Source organism: Mesorhizobium sp. YC-39 (assembly GCF_025753795.1).
GTDB lineage: Bacteria > Pseudomonadota > Alphaproteobacteria > Rhizobiales > Rhizobiaceae > Mesorhizobium.
On record NZ_JAOWPS010000007.1, the window covers coordinates 150,078 to 173,936 of the forward strand.

Genomic DNA, 23,859 nt, shown 5'->3' on the forward strand with positions numbered 1-23,859 from the left:
ATTGCCTCGGAAATGGTCGTTGGATCAATCCCGACCACTTGATCTGTCGAAGGCACGCCTACGCAGGATGATAGAAGACAACCTGCTCCCAAAGCACTAGCTGCGCGCTTGCGCAGACACGACAAATCCATTGATGCGTCCCCCGACGAGCCCTCCTCAAGGCTAAGCTTGGAATACAGTCGGAAGGAGGACTTTTTGTCAATGGGTCGTCGCAGGTACAAACCCTCGACGGACGCATTAAATACTTGCTGGTACGTTGATGTCGGCGAGTCCGGTGGTCACCGGGCATCATCGAAAGGAACAACCACGATAGGCATCCTCTATGCGACTGCCTTGGCTTGCCGTGCCCTGCCTGGGTTGCGAACTGCTCGACGCTCGCCATCGGCGGGTGGTGCGGGCCTGAATGACTTCGAATCTAATTTCACCAGCCGCTCGTGGGATTGTAGCACCGGCCGTCACCCATTGAGATATGCCAGCAATTTAGTCATATTTCCACCTTGCGCGCTACAGACAGCTGATTGCCTAAGAAGTCCTAAGAATATTCGGCCATTTGCCGTACGGTTGAGATGAGGTGCCCTGTGCTGTTTTTCAATCACGCTAAGCGTAACGACTTTTATCCGCATTCCCTGAGCGATTCGCGAATCCAGGAGCTCAAGCTCGACATACAGGGATACCTAACGCGTGACATAGTCGAAACCGCGCAAACCGACGTGCCGAATGTCTGGAAGTACCCGCTTGAACCCGACGTCATTGGCGGGCTGGCCAAACTTAGCGGCGAACGCTGTGCCTTCTGCGAGCGAATGAGCATCAGGCTCGACAGTTATCGTTTTCGACCTCCCGCCTACGCACTTTCCGACGGAGGCGCGGTAGCGAAGCCGTGCTATTTGTGGCTGGCTTTCAATTGGGACAACTTCTTTCCGATTTGTGATGAGTGCACTCCAGCGCGAAAAAACTACTTTCCCGTGATCGGGAAGCGAGTTGCAGTGCCAGATTTCAATTATGATGTCTTCCAAGGACCGGGTCTGGACTTAAAAGAGGACCACGTCCTATACTATCCAGGGCAAAGTCGTATCGCCCAAGCCTTTCAGATCCGGCTTGACGGGCACCTGACCGGCAACAGTAAAGCGGAACCGACGATTGCCCATTTCAGCTTAAACAGGCCTGCGCTCATCGACGAACGGGCGGCCTTCCTTGAGCAGATGATAGACGAATTGCTTGATGGCCCGTCGGGTGACCAGAACTATTCGTCGCTTTACCCAAATGCTCCCTACCCGAGCGCAGCATACCTTCTGGCTCTTAGAGTTGGTAGAGAGGTAAAGCGCCAAACGAAGCAAAAAATAAACCTTTCGCCGCTCGGAATCGGCCCCTCACTTGCGCGGCTGTGGCGTGACACTGAAGCCCACTCCATAATCCTGCGCGCCATCGAGGAGGTACGACAGCAGGACGAGAACCGCAGCCTGCCTGACCCCGTTGCATCGATTGAGGAAACACTACCGAAACCTCAGGTGGATCTAAACCAGCCCCGCATTAAGCACGTACGTATACAGAACTTCAAATCTCTCGAATCGATTGAATTCAGCATGAAGGAACGAATGCCAGAGCTGTCCGTTGCGATGTCTGTGCCTAACGAATTCAGCGATGTGCCGGACGCTCCATGCCTGTTGATATTGGGCGAGAACGCTACCGGCAAAAGCAGCGTCCTTGAGGCGATTGCACTCACCTGCATTCCGACGATCTTGCGCGATCAATTGGGGGAAAAAGCTTCGGATCTCCTGCTAGATCCCGAGTATATGGGAAGTGCCGAACACGAGCCAATCAATCACGGGTTCGTCGAGGTTGAATTCTACGGCGCTCCGTCTCTTAAGCTTGTCCTTAATCGGTTGAACGGAACCTTGACGGATGAGTCCCATGCCGATCATCCCCTCATCTTTGCCTATGGCGCCCATCGTCTTTTCGATAGGGAGCAGCGCGACAGCGCTGTCAGGCATATCGACACGTTGTTCAAGCGAGACCGGCAGATCTCAAATCCTGAGCCGTGGCTTATCCAGCTCTCCAACAAGTCACCCGAGTCGCTCAACGAGGTCGTCAGCGCTCTGCGTCACATAATCCAGATCGACGGCCAATTCCGAAATATTGAGATAGAGCGAGACGATAACGGCAACGAGTATTGCGCAATCTACATACAACGAACAAATCCAGTGGGGATGCTGAAACAGCGTCTTAGCGTTGTTTCTTCAGGATATCGTGCTGTCGTTGCAGTGGTCTGCGACATCTTTTCCCGGCTTTTGGAGCTGGCCAAGTATGATCCACGCGCCGCCCGTCACGCTCGTGCGATCATCCTGATCGACGAGATCGAGGCTCATTTGCACCCGCGGTGGAAGATGCAGATCGTCTCAGGTCTCCGCCGCGCACTGCCGCGTTCCACATTTATTTTCACTAGTCACGACCCTCTTTGTCTCAGGGGAATGTTTGATGGTGAGGTTATGATGCTGAACCGCTTCCGCAATCGGCAGGGCGAGAGCGATAGCCGAATGAACGAAGTCGTGGAGCAGATAAGTGACTTTTCAAACATAGAAAGCCTGACGATCGACCAGTTGCTGACCTCTGATATATTTCAGCTGTTCACGACTGACGACCGTCGGATAGAGGCGACATTCGCCGAGGTGCCGGCAATTTTAAAGAAGGAAAAGGATCGGCAAACAGTTACTGAGCGCGAGCAAACCATTCTCAGGGCCTTTCGCCAGGAGATCAGTGACGGAATGCCGTACGGCAAGACAGAAGTCGCCAGGGCGGTGCAAGAGGCCGTGGCCGAATACATCGCCGAGCGCAGAGATAAAGATAAGAAAGATAACAATGAGGCGCGGGAGCGTGCGAAGGATGCAGTTAAGAACTACCTCAGGGAAGTGCTCGAATGAGACGCGTCGATCGTTCGCAAAGTGCCGAACCGTCGATCCTGCACAAACCGGACAAGGACGGCAGAACAGAGCTTGATCGTATCCCCACGGTGACGGCCGCCTTGCTGAGGTAGGCTGAAGGCTGCAAGTCCTAGTGGTAGCACTAGGAACAGTCCTATGACGAAGCAGCATGTGGAGGTGATCACGTCCGTCGAGCGCCGCCGACGGTGGTCTCGTAAAGAGAAGGAACGGCTGGTTGCGGCGTGTCTAGAGCCGAACGCCAGCGTATCGGAGATCGCCCGCTCGGCGGGCATCCATGCCGGTCAGTTGTTCCGTTGGCGCAAAGAGCTCTGCCAGATCTCCGCGCCATCGGTGCCGCAGTTCATGCCGGTGAAGGTTGTCGCGGCACTGCCGGGGTCTGGGGCCGCGGAAACCAAATCGCCGCCGCTACCTCGCAAGAAGACGAGCACGGTGACGATTGAGCTTGGCCGCGGCCGGCGCATTCGTGTGGAGAGCGACATCGACACGGAGGCCTTGGGCCGGATCCTGGATGTGCTGGAGCGGCGATGATCCCGGTCCCGAGCGGTGTGAAGGTGTGGCTCGCCACTGGCTTTACGGATATGCGCAAGGGCTTCCCCGGCCTCGCATTGATGGTGCAGGAGACGTTGAAGCGCGATCCGCACAGTGGTCATTTGTTCTGTTTCCGCGGGCGGCAGGGTGGCCTGGTCAAGGTGATCTGGCACGACGGCCAGGGTGCCTGCCTGTTCACGAAGAAGCTCGAGCGTGGCCGGTTCATCTGGCCATCGGCAGCCGACGGCACGGTGGTGATCACGCCCGCACAGCTCGGCTACCTGCTCGAAGGCATCGACTGGCGGATGCCGCAAAAAACCTGGCGTCCGAGCTCGGCGGGATGAGCAAAACCGCTGGCATGGCGGGAGCGAATATGATTCCCTCGCGCCATGACCGATGCGGCCGATCAGCTTCCCGGTGACCTTGCCAGTGCGCACGCGATGATCCTCGCCGAGCGTGCGGCCCGCCGTGAAGCAGAAGCCATGGCGGCTCGTGCCCAGGCCGTGAACTCGCATTCGGATGCGCTGATCGCGCGACTGCGGCTGGAGATCGAGAAGCTGAAGCGCGAGATCCATGGCAGCCGCTCGGAGCGCAAGGCGCGGCTTCTCGAACAGATGGAGTTGCAGCTTGAGGAGCTCGAGGCCGATGCCAGCCAGGACGAACTGGCTGCGGAGATGGCGGCGCGCTCCTCGACGGTCAGGGCGTTCGAGCGCAAGCGCCCGTCGCGCAAGCCCTTTCCCGACCATCTGCCGCGTGAGCGCGTGGTCATCGCCGCACCGTCAAACTGCCTGTGCTGTGGTTCGGCCAAGCTGGCAAAGCTTGGCGAGGATATCACCGAGACGCTGGAGGTTATCCCGCGCCAGTGGAAGGTGATCCAGACCGTGCGCGAGAAGTTCTCTTGCCGCGAATGCGAGAAGATCGCGCAGCCGCCGGCGCCCTTCCATGTGACGCCGCGCGGTTTTGCCGGACCGAACCTTTTGGCGATGATCCTGTTCGAGAAGTTCGCCCAGCATCAGCCGCTGAACCGGCAGAGCGAACGCTATGCCCGCGAGGGCATCGACCTCAGCCTCTCGACACTGGCCGACCAGGTCGGAGCCTGCGCCGCAGCGCTGAAGCCGGTGCATGCGCTGATCGAGGCGCATGTGCTCGCCGCCGAGCGGCTTCATGGCGACGACACCACCGTGCCGATCCTGGCCCGCGGCAAGACCGATACGGGCCGCATCTGGACCTATGTCAGGGATGACCGGCCGTTCGGCGGGCAGTCGCCACCGGCGGCACTCTATTATGCCTCGCGCGATCGGCGGCAGGAACATCCCGAGCGCCATCTCAAATCCTTCACCGGCATTCTGCAGGCCGACGCCTATGACGGCTATAACCCGCTCTTCAAGGTGGAGCGTGACCCCGGTCCGCTGACCCAGGCGCTGTGCTGGGCGCATGCACGCCGCAAGTTCTTCGTGCTCGCAGACATCGCCACGAACGCCAAGCGCGGCAAGAACGCCGCGCCGATCTCACCGATTGCGTTCGAGGCGGTCAAACGTATCGACGCGCTGTTTGATATCGAGCGCGACATCAACGGGCTCGCCGCCGACGAGCGCCTGGAACGACGCCAGCAGGAAAGCCGTCTTCTCGTCACCGAACTTGGGGCCTGGCTGCGAACCGAGCGGGCCAGACTGTCGCGCAGTTCTCCGGTTGCCGAGCCTATCGACTACATGCTGAAGCGCTGGGACGGCTTCACGTCCTTCCTCAGCGACGGTCGGATCTGCCTCACCAACAACGCCGCCGAACGTGCGCTGCGTGGTTTTGCTCTCGGCAGGAAAGCTTGGTTGTTTGCAGGCTCTGATCGTGGTGCCGATCGGGCCGCCTTCATGGTGACGCTGATCACCACCGCAAAGCTCAACGACGTCGATCCGCAGGCCTGGCTGGCCGATGTTCTCTCCCGCATCGCCGACACGCCGCAGAACCGGCTCAGTGAGCTGCTGCCGTGGAACTGGCGGCCCGCTCGGGCGCTCATGGCGTCGGCCGCGTAAACAGCGCGCGGAACAGTTCCTCCGAACGCTGAAGACCCTCATCCGTCAGAACCAAGGATTTTGCCTTGTTGACCGGGTCGGCGATCAGTCCCTTCCGGTGAAGTCGATCCGTCACATCCCAGTCAAAGCCTTTCCAAGCGCACCGTTCATTGTGCAGGGTCAGCCATAGCAGCGCCAGGACCGCATCATCAATCTTGTCGGTGTCGATCTCCATCGCTGCAGCTTAACACAGACCGCACCCGCCGCGGCCCAGACCGGAGGGATACGCTTGATCGGGTAATCGAACAAATGAACGGCCCGAACGCTGCCAAGCCGTTCGAGTTCTCGCGCTATAAGGAAAACGCCGTCAAGCTAGAGCTGGAGCGACTGTTCCATGGCAAGTGTGCATATTGCGAAAGCTTTTATGGAGGCACGCAGCCCGTGGATATCGAGCACTATCGCCCAAAGGGCGAGGTCGAAGGCGTTCAAGGCCATCCAGTCTACTATTGGCTGGCAATGGATTGGAACAATCTCTTGCCAAGCTGTATCGACTGCAACCGCAGGCGCCAGCAAAAGGCACCAAATGCCGAAATTGGCAGCGTAGTCAAGCTGCTTTCGAGTGGCGAATTTGACCGGACCAAAAAAATCTCGCTTGGCAAATCCTCGACGTTCCCATTGGAAACTGAGGTCGGGCGAGCACGCGGCCCCGCTGACCAGCTGCTTGCGGAGCGACGGCTCCTGGTCGATCCGACGCGTGATAATCCCCGCGATCACCTGACGTTTCATGTTGACCGCGACAATCTCATTGGCCTGGTATTTCCTAGGACGGCCGCGCCGGCAGCGCAGGTCGCCGAAGGGACAGCCAGTTATCCTCCTGCCGATCTCGTTGGATTAGCCGCTCAGGCTGGGGTAAGTGCGATGGGCCTTGTATCCATCCAGGTCTACGGTCTCAATCGCTTAAGCCTCGTCCAAGCGAGAACCAAGGTCCTGCGAGACCTCGAGTTCATCTTAGAGCTCAGCATCGGTCTTACCGAGACAATTGATGAGATAGAAATCGAAACGGCTCGCGAGGACGCGCTGCTTGCAGAAAGCCAGGAACCGCAGAAAAAACAGCTTCTCGACGACATCGCTTTCAATGCGAGGATCAAACGGCGTATCGAGGGGTTCAAACGAGACACCCTAGCGCAGCTCAAGCGTATGGCCGATCCAAGGTCTCCCTATTCTGAGCTGGTTAGGGCTTGGATGTCGAAATACTTGAACCCATCCGGCGCAGAGAACGGGTAACATAGAACTGAGCATTGGCATTGAGGGAAGGGCATTCATTACATCGACGCCGGTCTCATGTGGAGAACAGGGCACCCGCGAAGGCTGGCTCGCCATCATGGCTGACTGCGAGGCCCGGGCCGTCGGGGCGCGCTGGCACCAATCGTGCTCCTCTGGGCCGCCTTGCTCAAGTCGACCCGGCCAGCATTGCCAAGTTGGCCAAACAACTGATCGCAGCCAGCAACATCTGCGCGGTCGCTCGGCCCTGCTTCTTACCGAAAGGGGCGGCGCAGATCCGACGAAGGTGCGTGAGGCACTGCTCTCTACGACTTTGCCTATTCAACGGTGTTTCGCCAGCATCGAGTGCAACATCGCCTGTTACTTGCCATCTGTTCATAAAGGTGAAGCCGGCTCCCTGCCACCACCAGCCCGAACTGATGACTTCAGGATTTAGCGTTTCCACGACAAAAGTGCTTCCTAACTATCGCAATAATGTAAGGTGTAGACGACCGCCTGTGGTAAACTGAAATCGATTTGGGGGACTCAGTAAATGGCCACTCTTCAGCCTGTACGAAAGCTCACAATCATCGCCAAGGATCCCGGGCTACGTATGGGAACCAATGGACCAATGGTCTTCGCGCAAGTCGATGTGCCTGCCGAAATACTTGGTCCCGGACCGACCGGATACCGGATCAAGGTTGTTGATTACAATGCCACCGAACGGCGCGCCTATGCCGCGCGACAACGTTATCAGATAGGCGATACGCTGCTCGACCCCTTTGCACCTGCCGAGGGAGAAGTCCTTTCCGATCCCGACTACCAGTCACGGGTCATCGACAATCCGAATTTTCATGCACAAAATTGCTACGCGATCGCCATGCGCACACTCGGCCTCTTCGAGCGCGCCCTCGGCCGTAGGGTGAGTTGGTCATCAGGCGGACACCAACTCCACATCGCGCCCCATGCGTTCGCCTTGGCGAATGCTTTTTACTCCGAACCCGACCGGTCTTTGATGTTCGGGTATTTCTTTGACGACAAGGGCAAGCCCGTCTTCACCGCGCTCAGCCACGACGTCGTCGCGCACGAGACGACCCACGCTGTCCTCGATGGACTACGCTCTCGCTACACCGAACCCTCGGGGCCCGATCAGGCTGCATTTCACGAGGGTTTTGCGGATATCGTCGCGATCCTGTCGATCTTTTCGCTGCCGGAAGTTGTAGCTGCCGGCCTTGGCGTAGACGTCAAAGTGCCCGGCCCCGGCGATCCGATGGCATTCATATCGGTCGACAAGGTCACAAGCGAGGCCATTCGGAAATCGATCCTGCTAGGCATCGGCGCCGAAATCGGAATGGCGAGTGGGGGTGGTCGCGGTGCACTGCGCCAGTCGGTCGAGTTGGAACCGCGTGCCGATATTCTCGACGAGCCAGCCATGGCAGAAGCGCACAATCGCGGCGAAGTCGTGGTCGCCGCGATGACCAGGGCGTTTGTCGAACTCTGGACAATGCGCATCGCGCGCCTCGGAACCTTCGGCAGACGTGGCTATAACTTGTCGGCCGTGGTCGAGGAGGGAGCGAAAGCAGCCGCTCAGCTCTTGCAGATGTCGATTCGCGCAATCGATTATTGCCCGCCCACCGATCTTGATTTTGGGCAGTTTTTGACAAGCTTGTTAACTGCGGACCGAGAGCTGGTACCGGACGATAGCCGCTTCGGCTATCGCACTTTGGTTAGGAAATCCTTCGCGGATTTTGGCATCGTGCCGCCCGCGGATCGGACGGATGCGGAAGGGTGCTGGCTCTATTTTGCCAAGGGAGAGGAACTTAAATATTCGCGCAGCAATGCCGAGGCGCTGACGCGCGATGTCAATGAATGCTTTCGGTTTCTCTGGGAGAACCGAGATGCGCTCGGAATCACCGAGCGAGGCTATACGCAGGTCGTGTCGCTAGACACGTCCCTCAGAATTGATCCCGACGGCATCCCATTTCGTGAAACAATCTGCCAATATATCCAGCTCGGTCATTTCTTCGGGTCCGAGCTCATGGCAATCTGCAAGATCAATCCGCTCCCCGACGGCTTCACGACAAAGTCGAGCGTGGACCTGTTCGGTGGCGGGGTCGTCGTGTTCGATCAATATGGGCGGGTCAAATATCACATCGGAAACGAGCTGATCGGCGAGTCTCGACAGAAGCGGCGGCTCGAATATCTGCGGGATACCGGCCAGCTTCGCGCGCCGCGCGGGGACGAGCGAAACCGGTTCGCTAACCTGCATCTCGCGCGGATAGGGGGCTGAGACCATGGCGAATCCCGTAACCGCGACCATCCGCGCCTATCAGATGGGATTTGGCGACTGCTTTCTGTTGAGCTTCGCTTATGAAGACGAGAGTTCCCGACATATTTTGATCGACTTCGGCAGCACCGGATTGCCCGATGAAACGAAAGTCGGTCTCGACGATGTGGCGGCGGACATCGCACTGCAATGTGGCGGTGTACTGGACATCGTGGTCGCGACGCACCGACACAAGGATCATATCAGCGGTTTTGCCACCAAAGCGAATGGCAAGGGCTCTGGCGACGTCATCCGCAGCCTTAAACCCAAGCGCGTGATCCAGCCATGGACAGAGGCACCCGATGCGCCTGAAGGGTGGTCGGGGCCGGATGGAACCAGCACTAAGCGCGCCTTCGCCACCCAACGGGCATCGCTCGAAAATATGCACGCGGTCGCCCAGGCGGTGGTCGACAGGCTCGATCGCAAAGGCGGCTTCGATCCTCGCTGGCCGCTGGCGGAAAGGCTCCGCTTCGTTGGCGAGGAAAATATCAAAAATGTCCTGGCGGTGAAAAACCTCATGGATATGACCGGGACGCCAGAGAACAACCTCTATGTCTATCATGGCTGTGACCTCGATCTCGCCGAGATCCTGCCCAATGTGAAAGTTCATGTGTTGGGGCCGCCGACCTTAAAGCAGTCGGACTCAATCAAGGCCTACGCGAAGAATTCGGCCGACTATTGGCTGAAGGCGCGCCAATTAGTAGGGCTTGCGGCGACAGGCGCCGTTGCAGCAAGCAAAACGAGCATGCTTTTCCCGGACCTCAAGAGCACGGACACATTCCGCCAATCGAAGCTACCCACCGAAATGCGGTGGGTAGCGGAAAGGGTCGATATTGCAGAGCAGGACCAGATGTTGGGCATCGTCACCGCGCTCGACGATGTCATGAACAATACCAGCGTCATCCTGTTGTTTGAGGCCGGGAGCAAGAAGCTGCTCTTCCCGGGAGACGCTCAACTGGAGAACTGGAACTACGCGCTTCAGTCGGAGCTGGCGCACCTGCTCGACGACGTCGATCTGTACAAGGTCGGCCACCATGGCAGCCTCAACGCAACACCTAAGTCGATGTGGAATCGATTCCAAAAGCGCGGCAAGGCCAGCAAGCCGGACCGTTTGAAGACGGTCATGTCGACCATGGCAGGCAAACACGGCGGCAAGAACGGCGCACCGACCGAAGTTCCCAGAATCCCCTTTGTCAACGAGCTGAAGGCAGACAGCACCCTATTCAATACGCAGGATCTGCAACCGACCCAACTCTGCCAGGTCATATCCATCGATTTGCGCTAGGCAATAGTATGACCCGTAACATCGTCCTCTGCTGCGATGGCACGTCCAACCAGTTCTCCAAGGATCGCACAAGCGTCATCAAGCTCTTCCACACGCTCGTCAAAAGTGAAGGAACGCAGCTCGTCTACTATCATCCCGGCATCGGCACTCGGGCGCCGAGCGGCGTCGGAACGAAGACAGGCAGCTGGCTCGGCCGAACAGCCGGACTCGCCTTTGGCTACCGCCTCCAGGACGACACCAGCGACGCCTACCGCTTCCTCATGAACAATTACAAGGAGGGCGACCGGGTCTATGTCTTCGGGTTCAGCCGTGGCGCCTACACGGCGCGCGTCGTGAGCGCGATGCTGCATCTCTACGGTCTTGCGATGCGGGGCAATGACGCCCTTGTTCCGTATGCCGTTGAAATGCTCTGGGCACTGGCCACCGCCAAGGACGGCGCACCTTACAAGGCATGCGAACAACTAGCCCGGGACTTCAAGCGGACGATCTCCAGCCGCGAGTGCAAGACGCATTTTCTGGGCGTGTGGGACACAGTTAATTCCGTCGGCTGGATCGGGAGTCCTCTGACAATCCCATTCGGGCGGGACAATCCCGATGTGGCGATCGTGAGGCACGCGAAGGCACTGGACGAACGGCGAGGGTTCTTCCGCGTCAACTGGTTCAAGGATGACGATATACGCGATATCCAGGAAGTTTGGTTTCCGGGCACGCACTGCGATGTCGGCGGCGGCTGGCCCGAGGCGGAGAGCGGGATGTCCAAATATCCACTCGCATGGATGGCCGCCGAGGCGGTCAAGGCGGGCCTTCTCGTGGACCAATCCCGATTGGATGAGGTGCTCGGGCTTTCGTCCGGACCCTACGCAACAGCCAGCCCAACCGCCAAAGTTCACTATGGCATGGGCATCTGGTGGGCATTGGCCGAAATCGTGCCCAAAAAGCATTGGAATTTCGAAAAGCAAGACTGGGAGTGGCGCGCCAACCTGTTTCGGCGCCGGGCGCTCCCGGTGACGCCTATTGTCCATGATGTAGCGTGGCAAATTCCCGGTTATGCAGTGCCTATGGGGGCGGTCAGACTATCCGTCGCGTTCCCGTGAAGCCCGGCCTCGAAATTTCTAACCAGCGAAATGATCGTCTATCCGCAGGTTCAACTCGGCTCGAACTAAGCCCTTGTATCGCGCCAAGCCTGATTGCATGCGTCAGAGACACCGCAAAGTCGCGACCATCGGACTACGTCGGCACGGCGACGCGGTGTGGAGTTGGAACGGCGAATCTGTGAGGCCTCCCTCTCTGACAGTAGGTGGTGTATCCCCGTCATGAGATAGGCCGCACTCCTCGTATAGTTTGATTGCTATGGAACACCGGTTCACCCGCCAGGAACTATTTGACCTCGTTTGGTCCAAGCCAATGTCTCACTTGGTTGCCGAGTTGGAGACGACGGTGGCGGTTCTCACCACGTTGCTGCGCAGCGCCTACATCCCAACGCCTCCGGCCGGATATTGGAGGCGAAAGGAGTTCGGGAAGCCAGTCGAACTGCCGTCTTTGCCGCCAGCACTAGGTGGATGTGTCGAACCGCTAATTTGGAACACCGAGAGCCGAGGGGGAAACCGCCATCTCGAGCAAATCAAGACGAAGCTCAAAGTGGCTCCCGTTGTAAGGCCGGACGTCCAGCCCCCCAACAGCGAGAACAAGGCTCCTCAACCACCGAAGCCGCGTCCGAGCAAACCGACAACGATGACGCGCGAGGATCTCCACCGCGCGGTGTGGACCACACCGATGTCGAGATTGGCCGAGGGGTATGGAATTAGCGGCAATGGTCTCGCCAAGATCTGCGGTCGGGCGGACATTCCATACCCGCCCCGGGGGTATTGGCGGCGAAACACGCTGTCGGTAAAGCGCCGAAGCTGACGCCGTTGTCGAAATCGGTCGGGACGCGAACCATCATCATTCGTCCGACGCCGTTGCCGCCTCCGCCAATTGAATTGCCGCCGGAGATCAAACAGCAGGCTGACAGAGCTCGTGCCAGTGCAACTGGACTCGCGGTGCCGGAGCGTTTGATGAGACCACACGCGGTGATCGCGTCATGGCTAGCTGAGCATGAGGAGAAGAAGCGGCGAGCGCGACAGGAACGCGACCCATGGAGGCGCGATCTATATCGTCCTAGCGAGTTCACGGAAACGGACCGTCGCAAGCATCGCATACTGGATGCGCTGTCTAAGGCCGTCGAGCGGCAAGGTGGAAAGGTTAAGCAGGGAGAGCGGGGAATGCTCGTCGCCGAAGTCTCGGGCGAGAAGATTGAGTTTCAAGTTCGCGAAAAGCAGAAGCAGGAACGCCGGGCGTTGACCGATGATGAGAAGCGGTGGCGCTCGCCGGGGGAGAAAAACTGGAAGCAAGAGCTGGTTTCCACGGGACGGCTCGTTATCGAGGTCAAGACTTGGCAGTAGCCGGCCGGGCTCTCACGTCAATGGATTGAATCCGACCAGCGGCCGATGGATGACATGCTGCCTGATATTGTTGTCACCTTCGTCGCAGCTGGTCCGCTCCTGTGCAGCAACGCAAGGATCGAGAGGCGGCTGAACGTGAGCGGCAGCTCGCCGAACAACGCCGCTATGAAGAAGAGCGACGGCGCAAACGCTACGCGAACCGTTGGCGGCGATTCCAGGAGATAGCGCAGGATTGGCATAAGCTTGCAACGGTGCGTGACTTTCTCGCGGAACTACGGTTGATGAACGTTGACCCGTCTACTGAGATCGAGGGACGGAGCGTTGCTGAATGGATGGCGTGGGGCGAAAATTGGCTTGAACGCGCCGACCCCACGGTCAACGGCGTCGATGGGGTATTCCGGCAGATCGCTGCCATCACCGATTGGACCTACCGATTGAACAATCGAGCGGAATGATTCGGACCCACTCAAACGCCGCCGAAAAAATACGCTAATCTGCGACGTAACGTACTGAAAACAAAAATAAATCACTCCAAAGACAATCAACGACAATCGGTACGCAGAGATTGGCTGTGAGGGACCGCCTGACGGGTCGCATACATATTGCCCGCCCGGAATTTTCTGAGTACCGTCAACAGTCAATGAGGTTAGTGACGGTACTTTTTTGCCCCATAAGGCATTGAAAGAAAAAAGGAATTTTCCGCCCGCGAGCGTACTCACTTCGAGATCGGGGTTTTCTATCATTGCCGAATGTACGTCATCAGTGGGAGCGGGTGATGTTGTAAATATTCTCGTAGAAAAAGCGACCGTGATGGCGTCTTCACGAGCCGCGGAATGTCATCGAAAAATGGCGCAGGGCTTTTCAGGCATGGACTGAGATGGGGTCAAAGTCGTGGGTTCATGGCGTTGGTGGATGCAATCTCGTGTCCAGCGCGAAATCCTCTTGGGATCGAAGCGTGTAGAGACCGCTGGCCCTGGCTGGATCAAACACCAAATTCCAACTGTGGTGCGATACCGTACTTGGAATCAGAACAAACATATGCGTTGCGAGTAAAGCATCGCCAAAGTGCTGCTGCCCTGCGCTGGGAATGCCTGGCCTGAGCCAATTGGCATTTGGAATGTCCCCAATGTCCACGACATGAATAGTGGATGGTTCTCTAATTTCAAAAGACGTCAGAATATGGGGAACGGTGTCGAGTGTTCTAAACCCTTTGTGAACGGCGACTTCGAGAATCGCAGTGGACGGATCGATTGAAGCGTAGATTGCCCTAACGCCTCTGCTATTCCATCTTGCACCCAGTTTGAACGAACCTTCGCCACTATCCCAGGTGGACCTGAAACGGTTGCGGTCGAGCCTCCAGCCTATGATCTCTCCATTTCCGAGCAAGCCTGGTAAAGGCGTCATGCATAGACGCCGTAGTCTAGACGCTCCAGGAACTCCTGTACGAGTTCGGTGCCGGCCGCAGTAGCCAAAAGATCAATCGGCCTTCGATTATCCAACCCCATCGCCGGCTGAATCATCCACTTCTCGGCCTCATCTTGGGAACCGAGGACAGAGGTAGCTTTTGTCAAAATTCTCGCGAAGTTCCATGTTCTAGAGCTCTGCTCAGTGTTGAGCGTCCTGGAGTGGTCGGATTTGTGTCTTTGGAATGTGCGTTCGCTCATACCGAAAGCCTTCTCGAAGGCATCGCTGGGGTCGATGACGAGGAGATGGGTCACGAGTCTCTCCAGAGCCAAACTCGGAATGCCGTGGAGGATTAGTTCGTGAGCTTCGATCTGATTGGATACGGGGTGCTTTAGGACGTTCGGCCCGCCAAATAGGTTCACCAGCTCTTCAAACTCGGTTCCGACGCTCGACGCCGCTCTAATTGCCATCAGGGGATTGGTCATGGTCGCTGCTCCGTCATGTGTCGTATTATTTACGACAAGTGGCGCGGGAATTCAAGTGCTGTATAAATCTGAGACCCCTGTTCTCTCCAGTTCAATGGGGAGTCCAGAGTTGCATTTCTGGCGAATGGTCATCTCGTGCGACCAGCGCCAGCACATCTCACGCCGCATACGCCCGAATGGTTCGCAGCCCTGGAGCAGAGTATCAGTCGCGCCACACATCGTGATGCGTGGCGCGACTCAGTTTACCCAAGTGCTGGTGAGCTCAGCCGTAAGAAAGGCGAGTATTGAGTTCGGCATACGCCGGCGGGGCTTTGGCTTCCCCACTCTGTTCACGCAGTCGTTCGACACCATCCGAGATCGTTCCGACATCAGCCTCGAACAGATGTGGCATCACATCGATGAGCTTGGGCAACTCGAAAATGCGATGTTTGCTCAGATGGTGCAGCGCCAATTCGCGTGCCCGTCCGCTGGCCCACACCATCGTCGCGATGGGGGATGAAGTGGAATTCCGCGGTAATGCCATTGATCCGGAGCCATGGGTCCAATCGCTCGACCACTCCCTGTGCGAGCCGCCACAGAGGAAGATAATCGCGAGCAAAAATCACCTCGGAGCCGTCTTGCAGCGTCCAGTAGCCATAGGGCAGCCAGAGCCGCGACGGCACGAAATCCGGAAGCGGTGTGCGAGGCGTCACAACCTCGAAGTCGGCACGTTCGCCCATGCCGGTGTCGAATAGCAGTTGGGTGGGCCGGCCGGCTCGGCGAAGATAAGCAGGAGTGCTCGAACCGTGCGCCTTCTCTTACCACCGTTCCGGGCTTGCCGCGGCCAGGCGAGCCGTAGGCTGGCGCCAGATCGCCGAACGAAGGTCCAACTGCTCGGTCATCGACCACGGACTGTCTCGGAGCAGCCGGGCTCTGGATATCGCATACTGAACATCGGGATCCGGGCAAGCCCAAAGCGTCGGCGAGGCTGAGCACAATGTGTAATGCGTCATCAGCGCCCGCTTCACGGGACGTCGCCGAAGGGGCGCTGATCGAAAGCTCTTGCCAGTCGCGATAGGCGCGAGCTTGTGGTCGTGAAAGCTCGTTCTCGATTGCGAGTGCCCGGCGCAGGCTGTCGGCAACTTCAAGGCGCTCGGCGTCTAGCTCCGGCATTATTCGGCCTTCCTGCCAGAGGGTCGAATAAAGACCATCTATGAGCGCTTCGCCATCGGTCAGGATGCCCTTGCGGTGTTGCTCAACACCGGCTCTCCACTGAGCCTGCACATAGTTACCGACATCCGCTACTCAAACTCCAATGGTGGGACGACGCTGTAATCTGTGCCTTGGTCGCGCCGGCATGCAATGCGATTAGCCCGCCGCCCGCCTACGCCTGAAGGTGGTCCAGTCAGTTGCTGCGTATCACAAACCGTTTCGCGCTAGCCAACAACCTTTGCCGCCCGTTTCGCAACCGCCGTCATCAGGGGTGCTTTATCAGCGCGGGTTGTTAAGTTCCTGGTTCTGGTGCGTCCTTGTCCGTGGCGAAGGTCCTGTATTTGGCAACGGGGATAGCTGCACGATCGCCATTGCTTGGCCTGACAGCCGGGTTGTCGAGCAAGTCGCGCGGATCGTTGACCATGACCACCAGATTGTGGCGGGTCGAGCAGCCAAGCGTCTGGTCGAAAGAATTGTCTTTGCCTAACGGGCTGGAAAGCGACGGACACACGGGAGGACTGGCACTGTAGACAATCGCCTCTACTCTTACCGAGACGCCGTCGTTCTGATCAATACTGGGGTCCAGCAGGTGGATGTTGTAAGCGTCGACCCCCATTTTCCTGGCCTGACTGGCTATCTGTGCGCTGGGCCGAGATGGGCCGCTGATAAGGAGTTGGAGCGCGTCGACTCGACCGCGACTAGCACTCGCAATGAAACCACGCAGACGCTGGCGCTCGGCCGCGTGAAGGCCCTGCAACAGCAGGACGTTGTTCTCCTGCCGCACAAGGATCGCTTGTGCCGATGGGTCGACAAAGAGCGGCGCGCTGGTTGTGCAGCCAGCTATATTGGCGGTCAGGACTAGCAGGCTTATGACTCTCAACATCATTGGGTGATCGCTATTCGATAATAAAGCCGGCACCGCCGGCGCGACTTGATACGCTGGGGCGAGGAGCACCGTGGCTTGGCGGCGGACTTGCCAACGAATTTGTCGGAGTGCCCCCCACACCCAAGGGCGACCCGATGCGGTCGGTGGGTGCGCTCATCTGGCTCGGGCTCGATCCGGGCCGTACAATGTAAGGCGTGACGATAATAACCAGTTCCGTTTCCTCTTTTTGGAATGAGGACGAACGGAACAGCGCGCCGAGGACCGGCACGTCACCAAGCCAAGGAAAGGCACTGATATCAGTGTTGACGCTGCGCCTGATCAGCCCGCCGATTGCGAAACTTTGGCCGCTGGCGAGCTCTACAACCGTGTCGGCACGCCGCGTGGAGATGGCAGGCACCGAGATACCATTCATTTGGACGGCTCCTTGTGACGATAGTTCACTGGCCTCCGGCTTTACGCGAATATTGATCTGATTGTTGCTGAGAACGGTCGGTACGAATTCCAGGCTAACGCCGAAGTGCCGGAATTCGACGGAGGCTTGCCCATTGTTCTGCACGACCGGAATGGGAAATTCGCCGCCAGCCAGGAAGCTGGCGGACTCGCCGGACATTGCGGTGAGATTCGGCTCAGCCAATACGGACGCAAGATGCTCCGTGGCGAGCGCATCGAGAACCGCGCTGACGTTGATATTGCCATCGCTGAATCCGATTCCTGCCTTATTGCCGCTGTCGAAACCAGCCTCGTTGCCACTGCTCAACAAGCCGACTTTGAAATTGCCGATTTGACCGAAAGCAGAGAGGTTGACGCCGAGCTTCTTCATGGCGCTACGCGAGACCTCCGCTACGCGCACACTTAGATTAACCTGCAACGACCCGGTGACCTGGATTTTATTGACGATCTGCGCACCGGCGCCGAGAAATTGCTCAGTAATCTTCATTGCGGTGTCGACGACTTCAGCATTGGGTGCCGTACCGCTCAGGACTGCGCCGCGCGGGGTGTAGCTGACGTGGATCGGGTAGTCGCCGGTTTGGGCCCTCAACATGGCGCGCAGGTCCTCGATCGGCTGCGCCACGACAATCTGCAACTGGGCGAGAGCCTCTCCGTTCTCGTCGAGGGCGAACAAGGTCGTCCGCCCGGATTTCTTGCCAAAGACGAAGATAGTTTTGTTCGACGGTGCCTGATAGTCTGCGATCGTTGGGTCGGCAACAAAAATGCTTGCGGCGGGCGCGGACAGATGAACTGTCTTGCCGAGCGAGGAGGAAAGGTTCAGCGTGCCGCTAATGCTATTGGGAGAGGCGTGCGACGTCTCCCCACTGTCATCCTGCTTGACCTGGGCAACGGCAGAAAGTGGAGATAGCAGAATGACCGCGCACAGGAAGTGGCGAAGGCAAGGAAAAACACCCGATTTCAGGGTGTTAATGACGATCGACCGCCGATCGCCACCAGAGTGATTCTTGCGAACGATGTTCAAGGCAGTCATTGCTTTCCAGTTCGATCAACTCGGGCCGATGCCGTCCCAGTCAATTCAAGGATGTAGCCGATGCCACGCGCGGTCTTGATGCGTAGCGTTGCAGCGGACTTGGTCAAATGTCCGCGTAAGCGATAGATTCCGACTTCGAGCGCGTTGGCCGAGACCTCGTGGTTGAACGCATAGACGCTGTCTTCCAGCTGCTCGCGAGGCACGGTTCGGCCTGCGCGGTTGAGCAGATGCTCAAGAATGGACAGTTCGCGGCGCGCGATCTTTAGCGGCCGACCACCAACGCAAACTTGTCGGCTAATCGGATCGAAGGTGAGATTGCCAAATTCAATTATGGGGTCGGTCACCTGTGTTGATCGACGCAGAACGGCTCGCATTCTGGCAACGAGCTCATCACTAGAGACGGGCTTGGGCAGGAAATCGTCTGCGCCACCGTTGAAAATCGCGATTCGCCTGTCGAGATCGTTGAGGTTACTCATGATGATGGCAGGAATTGAATGCCCGTCACGCCTTAACTGCCTCAGCCAATCTAAGCTATCTCCATCCGGCAGGGCGAGCTCTAGCAGGAGGATTTCATAGCTCGCGAAACAAATAGCAGTCGACGCTTCTTCCAGGGTACGAGCCACATCAACGGTGAAACCGCACTCCGCGAGCGCTCCTCGCACCGAGCGCGTAAGATCGGTATGATGATCAACGAGCAGCGTTCGCATTTTCATCTCCTATCAAGGCACGACAAACCATTGGGACGTCACCGTCGGCTGTGAGACCGCGGCGACATGATCAGTCGCGCAACTCGTCGCGTATTCGCCATCATTCTTTCCGATGGATAATCGTCTAAGGCGCAGGCAAGCCGCTCGACCGCAGCACGTTCAGCCAGGAGGCGAAGTCATGGCGACGATCCCTCTGCGGATTCCTTGAAGCGAGAATCCAGTTCGAACCGACGAGAAGCCCGATTTCCGGTGCACCGTCTTCCGCTGACAGCCGCCATAGCCCGGGTATAGCGGCCCCGGAGGCAGGGAACTCGAAATTTCGCTGAAGTGCGTATCATCATCATGCAGTCTCCGGTCGCGCGATCTCGGAAGCGCCGGACACTGTTTCCCACTTGCAATCGAGGGGACGCATAGGACTACGGCACGAGCAACAACATGCAAGAAGTGATCGACCAGTTGACGGGACCGAACATCACCGGCCGCCCAACAAAAAATCCCGCGTGCCACGTCTGCGATTTCTCTACGCATCGATCCTCCTGAGTTCAGCCCTTGCATTCGATAGATCCGGCGGCTCCGTCCAGAGAATCACATTCCATGAGTAGGACGGTTAGCTTTCGAGAAGCTGACGAACCTCCCAACGATTCATTTTGCGGTCGATCGCGAGAAATTTGGGAGGTTCTGGAGTTCTTGGGCATGTTGACGAGCGGTTCGCTCCGATCAAAGAAGAGCTTAGTTTTAAAGTAAACAATGGATTTCTAATTCAGAAATAATTTTGTTCGAAGTCATTATCAGGATATCATAAATTCCTGTCCCGGATATCAAAGGTATCTTATTCTTTATCAAGAAAATGAACTCTGCACAGATTGTTTTAGGTGTTCGATCTTGGATGGCAGGGTCCAGTCTTCTCTCGCCCATGGCGATTGCCTAATCTTGAGGTAAACGCCTAATTTTCGCGCCAAACGAATGCAGCTTACGCAGAACAGGAGGAACCTTGGTCACGATGAAAGATGAATTTTGGCTGATGCTGGCTACATTAGAAAATTCTCCTCGGATGCAACGCTAACATCGACAACCATCGCGGGTGCCTGCTCTTAAGAGTCCTCGTATGCAACCTTCTTATGCAGCCTTCTGCAAAATTGGTAAAATCGATTGTTTCGATGTTTCTCATCCATACTGTGGATGGATAAAGCGTTGCGTTTCAAGGGCTTGATCTGTGATCTCGACACGAATTTCGGGTCGGCAACTTCTGTCGCCTCGCGCCCAGACGCCGGGAGATTGGGGGGCTCGTGCAAGCGCCGCTGGTCACGCAGCACGAATGCGCCGCCGTTCTGCATGGACATTGCGGCTACTACTACGGCGGGCAGCCCAATTATCGAGCGCTTGCTTCGGATTGCGCCGCCCGTCTGGTGCTCCGATTTTTACTTCCATTCCCGTCGCCAGGTGACGGTGCCGTTGACGAAGGGCCGCAACCGGATCTGGATCGCGGACGCTAGTGCAAGCCTTATCGCGTCGTTCGCCCGCGGCATCACGGGCGACGGCGCAGCGACACTGAACCCTGGCCAAACGAGGCAGACAGAGGGGCTGATCCCAAAGCTCAAGCTGGTGAAGCCAGATGATATCGCCGCGGAAAGCTCGATCTCCTGCAGGTCGGCCTGATCGGCGCCGCATGCCCCGGGACTTCATCAAGTTTGCGTTAGCCCCAATTGTTGGACGCCGTCTGAGAGCCACGCTACCTCTTCACCCAGCTTGCTCACCCGACGCTTGACCTTGCCATGCCTTAGTCGGTGCTGCAGCAGCTGTTGCGGTAGTTGTCGCGTTTGCCAAAGTCGTGTCGGCTGGGTGCAAGTCAGGTTTATGTCAGCGGCGATGGCTATGTACGACGGTCAAAGCGCGACCATTGCCGAAAGGATGGCCAGCCGCGCTCTGGCGAGATCCATGTGTCGCAGTCGGTGGATGGTAGCAATAATCAAATGGATTGGAATGAGCGGCGGCATGGGTTGCCGGAGGGCGTCTGATTTGCCGCAACGGTGAATCATCCTGGCTCGGAGTGTTGTCATGCCGCGAATACGGACCCTCCACTTGCCTAAATTCAGCCAGCGGAATCCTTGCCCCGCGCACTTTTCGCCTGCATTGGAGATAAATTATGACAGGCATTGGCCGATCTGGGAAATCGCACAGTGGGGATGCTGGAGCCGACGGCACATGGGGGCCGAGCAGTTCGCGCCCAGAACCAGCCATTGCCCCTGGAGCAGGCAATAGATCGTTCAGCTCGATTGTCCAGGGGATACGTCCCGAGCCTCAAGATGAGGGGACGTCCTCCGTTCGCAATCCGCCCCTTACCAGTGAGGCTGTTCGAGACAGGCCTACCAGCTCCTCCACTGCCGCCCGTCGGGCTCCCGGGGCTTTGCCGCGTGCAATAGGGGGGCGGCGTCGTCGTTTTGCCTCACTGCCGGAGGATGAAGCGCCAGGCCGAGAAGAAAGCTCTTTGCATTACGAAGGCGAATCCTGGCTCGCCGATCAAGAAGCCGGGAGCTGGCAAGCAGACGCGCTCCCACCTCGTGGGCAAATCGTGTCCAACCTGGATGCAGGGCCAGGAAAGCGGCGTATCGACGACGTCTCGGCCCAGCATGACCAACACGCAATCTCTGAAACACGACTTAATGTGGCTTTGCATGACATCTATGCCGCTCGCGACATCGGTCGATTCTCACGTGCGGTGGTGGAGCATGACAGGGTGCTGCAAAGAGCGGGCCACGCGAACCACGCAATGTTTCTGCAAAAGGCGGCCGCCCGGTTCGCACGTCCCAAACTGGGAGAACGATGTCCGCGCCTGGAAATCATGGGGGTACGCCACGACATGCAACGCAGTGAGCCGGGAGGCTGGGGGTCAGGCAGGTATCGAAGCTTGCAGAGCCATGGCAGCTCGGGTGTCGCAGCTTAGTGATGCGCTAGTGAACGAAGTCGAAGGCAAGGCGCTTTCGCTCTTCGCATCATCATTCGGTCGGCATTCCCGGGCAGCGGAATGCCGCAATGGAATGATCAGGATCGCCAAAGTTTGTCGCGACGAAAGCGGGATACTTGAAGAACTCAACAGTCAAAGTCTCGGACTGCTGGTGAACGGCTTCAGCAAGTGGCCCCAGGAAAGCACGCCCCGCCAGGCGACACTTGCAATCGCCGCCGAGATCTGTCGCCGCGCTCGCCAGCTTTCTGATTTTGCTTCGCAGAACCTGTCTACCTTGGTGAACGGTTTCAGCAAATGGGCGGAGCCGAACGCTCGCCAGGCCTTAACAGCAATCGCCGGTGAGGTCCTTCGTCGCTCCCGTCGCAACGTCTGGCTTTCTGATTTTGGACATCAGGAACTGTCCAACATGGTGAACGGCTTCGCCAAGTGGCCGGAGGACTGCCGCGGCGCTTTAGTTGCAATCGCCAGTGAGGTCAGTCACCGCGCTGGCGTCCCCGATGCCCGGTTCTCTGCATTTACTTCGCAGGGATTGGCGAACCTGGTGAACGGGTTCTGCAAGTGCCCGGAAGAAGAGGTCTTTTGCCAAGCCACAGTTGCGATCGCGGGCGAGGTGCTCCGCCGCAACCGCCGTGCCCGGCTCTCTGAATTCACTCAGCAGGAAATGGCGAACCTGGTGAACGGGTTCAGCAAGTGGCCGCAAGAGGAAGCGTCTCGCGAAGCCGCAGGCGCGATGGCCGCTGAGGTCCTCCGTCGCGCCGACCGTCAGACCGCCCGGCTCCCTGGTTTTAATCCGCAGCACCTGGCGAACCTGGTGAACGGGTTCAGCAAGTGGCCGCAAGAGGAGTGGGCTCGCCACGCCACCGGAGCGATTGCCGGTCAAGTCGGTCGCCGCGCCGCCCCCGGCGAGTTCGGGCTTTCTGATTTTAATCACCAGGACCTGGCGAACCTGGTGAACGGGTTCAGCAAGTGGCCGGACGAAGCGGTCTATCGCCAAGCCACAATCAAAATCGCCACAGAACTCTCTCGCCGCGCCCGCGAGCAAGGGCTCGCTGATTTTACTCCGCAGGAGCTGGCGAACCTGGTGAACGGGTTCAGCAAATGTCCGGACGATGCGGACTATCATGAAGCCACAGTCGTGATCGCCCGTGAGGTCATTCGCCGCCGCGCCCAACTCCGTGGTTTTACTTACCAGAATCTGACGAACCTGGTGAATGGTTTCAGCAAGTGGCCACAACAGGCGAACTGTCGCGATGCAACGCTCGCGATCGCCCGTGAGGTCACGCGCCGTGACGACCCGTTGTCTCATGTTAGTCGCCAGCACCTGTCGAACCTGGTGAATGCCTTCAGCAAGTGGCCGCAAGAGGCCGACTGTCGCCAAGCCACGGTCGCGATCGCCGGTGAAGTGCTTCGCCGTGCCAGTGGGCCGTCTGATTTTACGCCGCAGGACATGGTGGACATGGTGAACGGTTTCAGCAAATGGCCGGAACGGGCGCAGTGCCGCCAAGCCGCGGTCGCGCTCGGCGTTGGGCTCCTTGGCCGTGCCGACCACGCCGACCGGTTGTCTGATTTTGCTCCGCAGGGACTGGCGAACCTGGCGAACGGTTTCAGCAAATGGTCTGACGGGACCGACTGTCGCGATGCCACGGTCGCGATCGCCGGTGAGGTGCTTCGCCGCGTCGACAAGCTGTCTGATTTTATTCCCCAGCACCTGGCGAACCTGGTCAACGGCTTCGGCAAATGGCCGGAAGCGGCGGAGTGTCGCCAGGCGACGGTCGCGATCGCCGGCGAGGTGCTTGGCCGCGAGCTCTCTGATTTCATTCCCCAGCACTTGGCGAACCTGATGAACGGGTTCAGCAGGTGGCCGGAAGAAGCGGCGTGCCACCAGGCGATAATGAACATTGCGCACAGACTGGGCTCTGGAGGCCTGCGCTTCGCAGCATTCACCACACCTGCGCTCAGCAC

Annotated in this window: 18 protein-coding genes and 1 pseudogene; 12 read left to right on the forward strand and 7 right to left on the reverse strand. The window is 58.1% G+C overall.

Going from position 1 to position 23,859, the window contains the following annotated elements; translation table 11 throughout:
* The first annotated feature begins 578 nt into the window (after window positions 1–578).
* From OHD62_RS31050 to tnpC, 4 genes are all read left to right on the forward strand, one after another.
* Window positions 579–2,915, forward strand: coding sequence for an AAA family ATPase (locus tag OHD62_RS31050; protein WP_263790913.1), 2,337 nt, complete (start codon window positions 579–581; stop codon window positions 2,913–2,915).
* Window positions 2,916–3,071: 156 nt separating this feature from the next.
* On the forward strand, window positions 3,072–3,464 hold the full coding sequence (gene tnpA, locus OHD62_RS31055; RefSeq protein ID WP_263790915.1) for an IS66-like element accessory protein TnpA: 393 nt from the start codon (window positions 3,072–3,074) through the stop codon (window positions 3,462–3,464).
* The gene (tnpB, locus tag OHD62_RS31060; RefSeq protein ID WP_263790918.1) at window positions 3,461–3,808 is read left to right on the forward strand and encodes an IS66 family insertion sequence element accessory protein TnpB; all 348 of its coding nucleotides are present in this window, start codon (window positions 3,461–3,463) and stop codon (window positions 3,806–3,808) included. The genes tnpA and tnpB overlap by 4 nt, the downstream gene beginning before the upstream one ends.
* Window positions 3,809–3,853: 45 nt before the next feature.
* Complete coding sequence (gene tnpC, locus OHD62_RS31065; RefSeq protein WP_412177438.1) at window positions 3,854–5,491, forward strand: IS66 family transposase; 1,638 nt, start codon at window positions 3,854–3,856, stop codon at window positions 5,489–5,491.
* On the opposite strand, the gene OHD62_RS31070 is transcribed toward tnpC, so the two are convergent.
* On the reverse strand, window positions 5,472–5,705 hold the full coding sequence (locus OHD62_RS31070) for a DUF6429 family protein (protein WP_263790920.1): 234 nt from the start codon (window positions 5,703–5,705) through the stop codon (window positions 5,472–5,474). The two genes, tnpC and OHD62_RS31070, sit on opposite strands and share 20 nt — an antisense overlap.
* Before the next feature lie 74 nt (window positions 5,706–5,779).
* On the opposite strand from OHD62_RS31070, the gene OHD62_RS31075 reads away from it, so the two are divergent.
* The 6 genes from OHD62_RS31075 to OHD62_RS31100 all read left to right on the forward strand — a co-directional run bounded on the left by OHD62_RS31075 (window position 5,780) and on the right by OHD62_RS31100 (window position 13,237).
* Complete coding sequence (locus OHD62_RS31075) at window positions 5,780–6,754, forward strand: hypothetical protein (RefSeq protein ID WP_263790921.1); 975 nt, start codon at window positions 5,780–5,782, stop codon at window positions 6,752–6,754.
* Window positions 6,755–7,283: 529 nt separating this feature from the next.
* Window positions 7,284–9,020 carry a hypothetical protein gene (locus OHD62_RS31080; RefSeq protein ID WP_263790922.1) on the forward strand — a complete coding sequence of 579 codons (1,737 nt, stop codon included), beginning with the start codon at window positions 7,284–7,286 and terminating at the stop codon, window positions 9,018–9,020.
* A gap of 4 nt (window positions 9,021–9,024) precedes the next feature.
* Window positions 9,025–10,341: a hypothetical protein gene (locus tag OHD62_RS31085; RefSeq protein ID WP_263790924.1), complete on the forward strand. Its 1,317-nt coding sequence runs from the start codon at window positions 9,025–9,027 to the stop codon at window positions 10,339–10,341.
* A gap of 8 nt (window positions 10,342–10,349) precedes the next feature.
* Window positions 10,350–11,435, forward strand: a complete 1,086-nt coding sequence (locus OHD62_RS31090; protein WP_263790925.1) for a T6SS phospholipase effector Tle1-like catalytic domain-containing protein — start codon at window positions 10,350–10,352, stop codon at window positions 11,433–11,435.
* An 816-nt stretch (window positions 11,436–12,251) separates the two neighbouring features.
* The gene (locus tag OHD62_RS31095) at window positions 12,252–12,782 is read left to right on the forward strand and encodes a hypothetical protein (protein ID WP_263790927.1); all 531 of its coding nucleotides are present in this window, start codon (window positions 12,252–12,254) and stop codon (window positions 12,780–12,782) included.
* 101 nt (window positions 12,783–12,883) lie between these two features.
* On the forward strand, window positions 12,884–13,237 hold the full coding sequence (locus OHD62_RS31100) for a hypothetical protein (protein ID WP_263790928.1): 354 nt from the start codon (window positions 12,884–12,886) through the stop codon (window positions 13,235–13,237).
* Between the two features lie 442 nt (window positions 13,238–13,679).
* Here OHD62_RS31100 and OHD62_RS31105 read toward each other — a convergent pair whose 3' ends face one another.
* The 6 genes from OHD62_RS31105 to OHD62_RS31130 form a co-directional block, all read right to left on the reverse strand.
* Window positions 13,680–14,186, reverse strand: coding sequence for an RES family NAD+ phosphorylase (locus OHD62_RS31105; protein ID WP_263790929.1), 507 nt, complete (start codon window positions 14,184–14,186; stop codon window positions 13,680–13,682).
* Window positions 14,183–14,671 (reverse strand): antitoxin Xre/MbcA/ParS toxin-binding domain-containing protein, encoded by a 489-nt coding sequence (locus OHD62_RS31110; RefSeq protein ID WP_263790931.1) that lies wholly within the window; start codon window positions 14,669–14,671, stop codon window positions 14,183–14,185. Before OHD62_RS31110 ends, OHD62_RS31105 begins: the two co-directional genes overlap by 4 nt.
* Before the next feature lie 262 nt (window positions 14,672–14,933).
* Complete coding sequence (locus tag OHD62_RS31115) at window positions 14,934–15,269, reverse strand: hypothetical protein (protein ID WP_263790933.1); 336 nt, start codon at window positions 15,267–15,269, stop codon at window positions 14,934–14,936.
* An 885-nt stretch (window positions 15,270–16,154) separates the two neighbouring features.
* Window positions 16,155–16,748, reverse strand: a complete 594-nt coding sequence (locus OHD62_RS31120) for a CpaD family pilus assembly lipoprotein (RefSeq protein ID WP_263790934.1) — start codon at window positions 16,746–16,748, stop codon at window positions 16,155–16,157.
* 10 nt (window positions 16,749–16,758) lie between these two features.
* The gene (locus OHD62_RS31125) at window positions 16,759–18,228 is read right to left on the reverse strand and encodes a type II and III secretion system protein family protein (protein WP_263790935.1); all 1,470 of its coding nucleotides are present in this window, start codon (window positions 18,226–18,228) and stop codon (window positions 16,759–16,761) included.
* On the reverse strand, window positions 18,225–18,935 hold the full coding sequence (locus OHD62_RS31130; protein ID WP_006205126.1) for a response regulator transcription factor: 711 nt from the start codon (window positions 18,933–18,935) through the stop codon (window positions 18,225–18,227). The genes OHD62_RS31125 and OHD62_RS31130 overlap by 4 nt, the downstream gene beginning before the upstream one ends.
* Window positions 18,936–20,114: 1,179 nt before the next feature.
* Between OHD62_RS31130 and OHD62_RS35795 the strand changes: the two genes are divergently transcribed.
* Together OHD62_RS35795 and OHD62_RS31140 are read left to right on the forward strand one after the other, a co-directional pair.
* Window positions 20,115–20,591, forward strand: a complete 477-nt coding sequence (locus OHD62_RS35795) for a hypothetical protein (protein ID WP_412177439.1) — start codon at window positions 20,115–20,117, stop codon at window positions 20,589–20,591.
* A gap of 1,295 nt (window positions 20,592–21,886) precedes the next feature.
* Window positions 21,887–23,859 (forward strand): annotated as a pseudogene (locus tag OHD62_RS31140) (hypothetical protein); the annotation flags it as partial.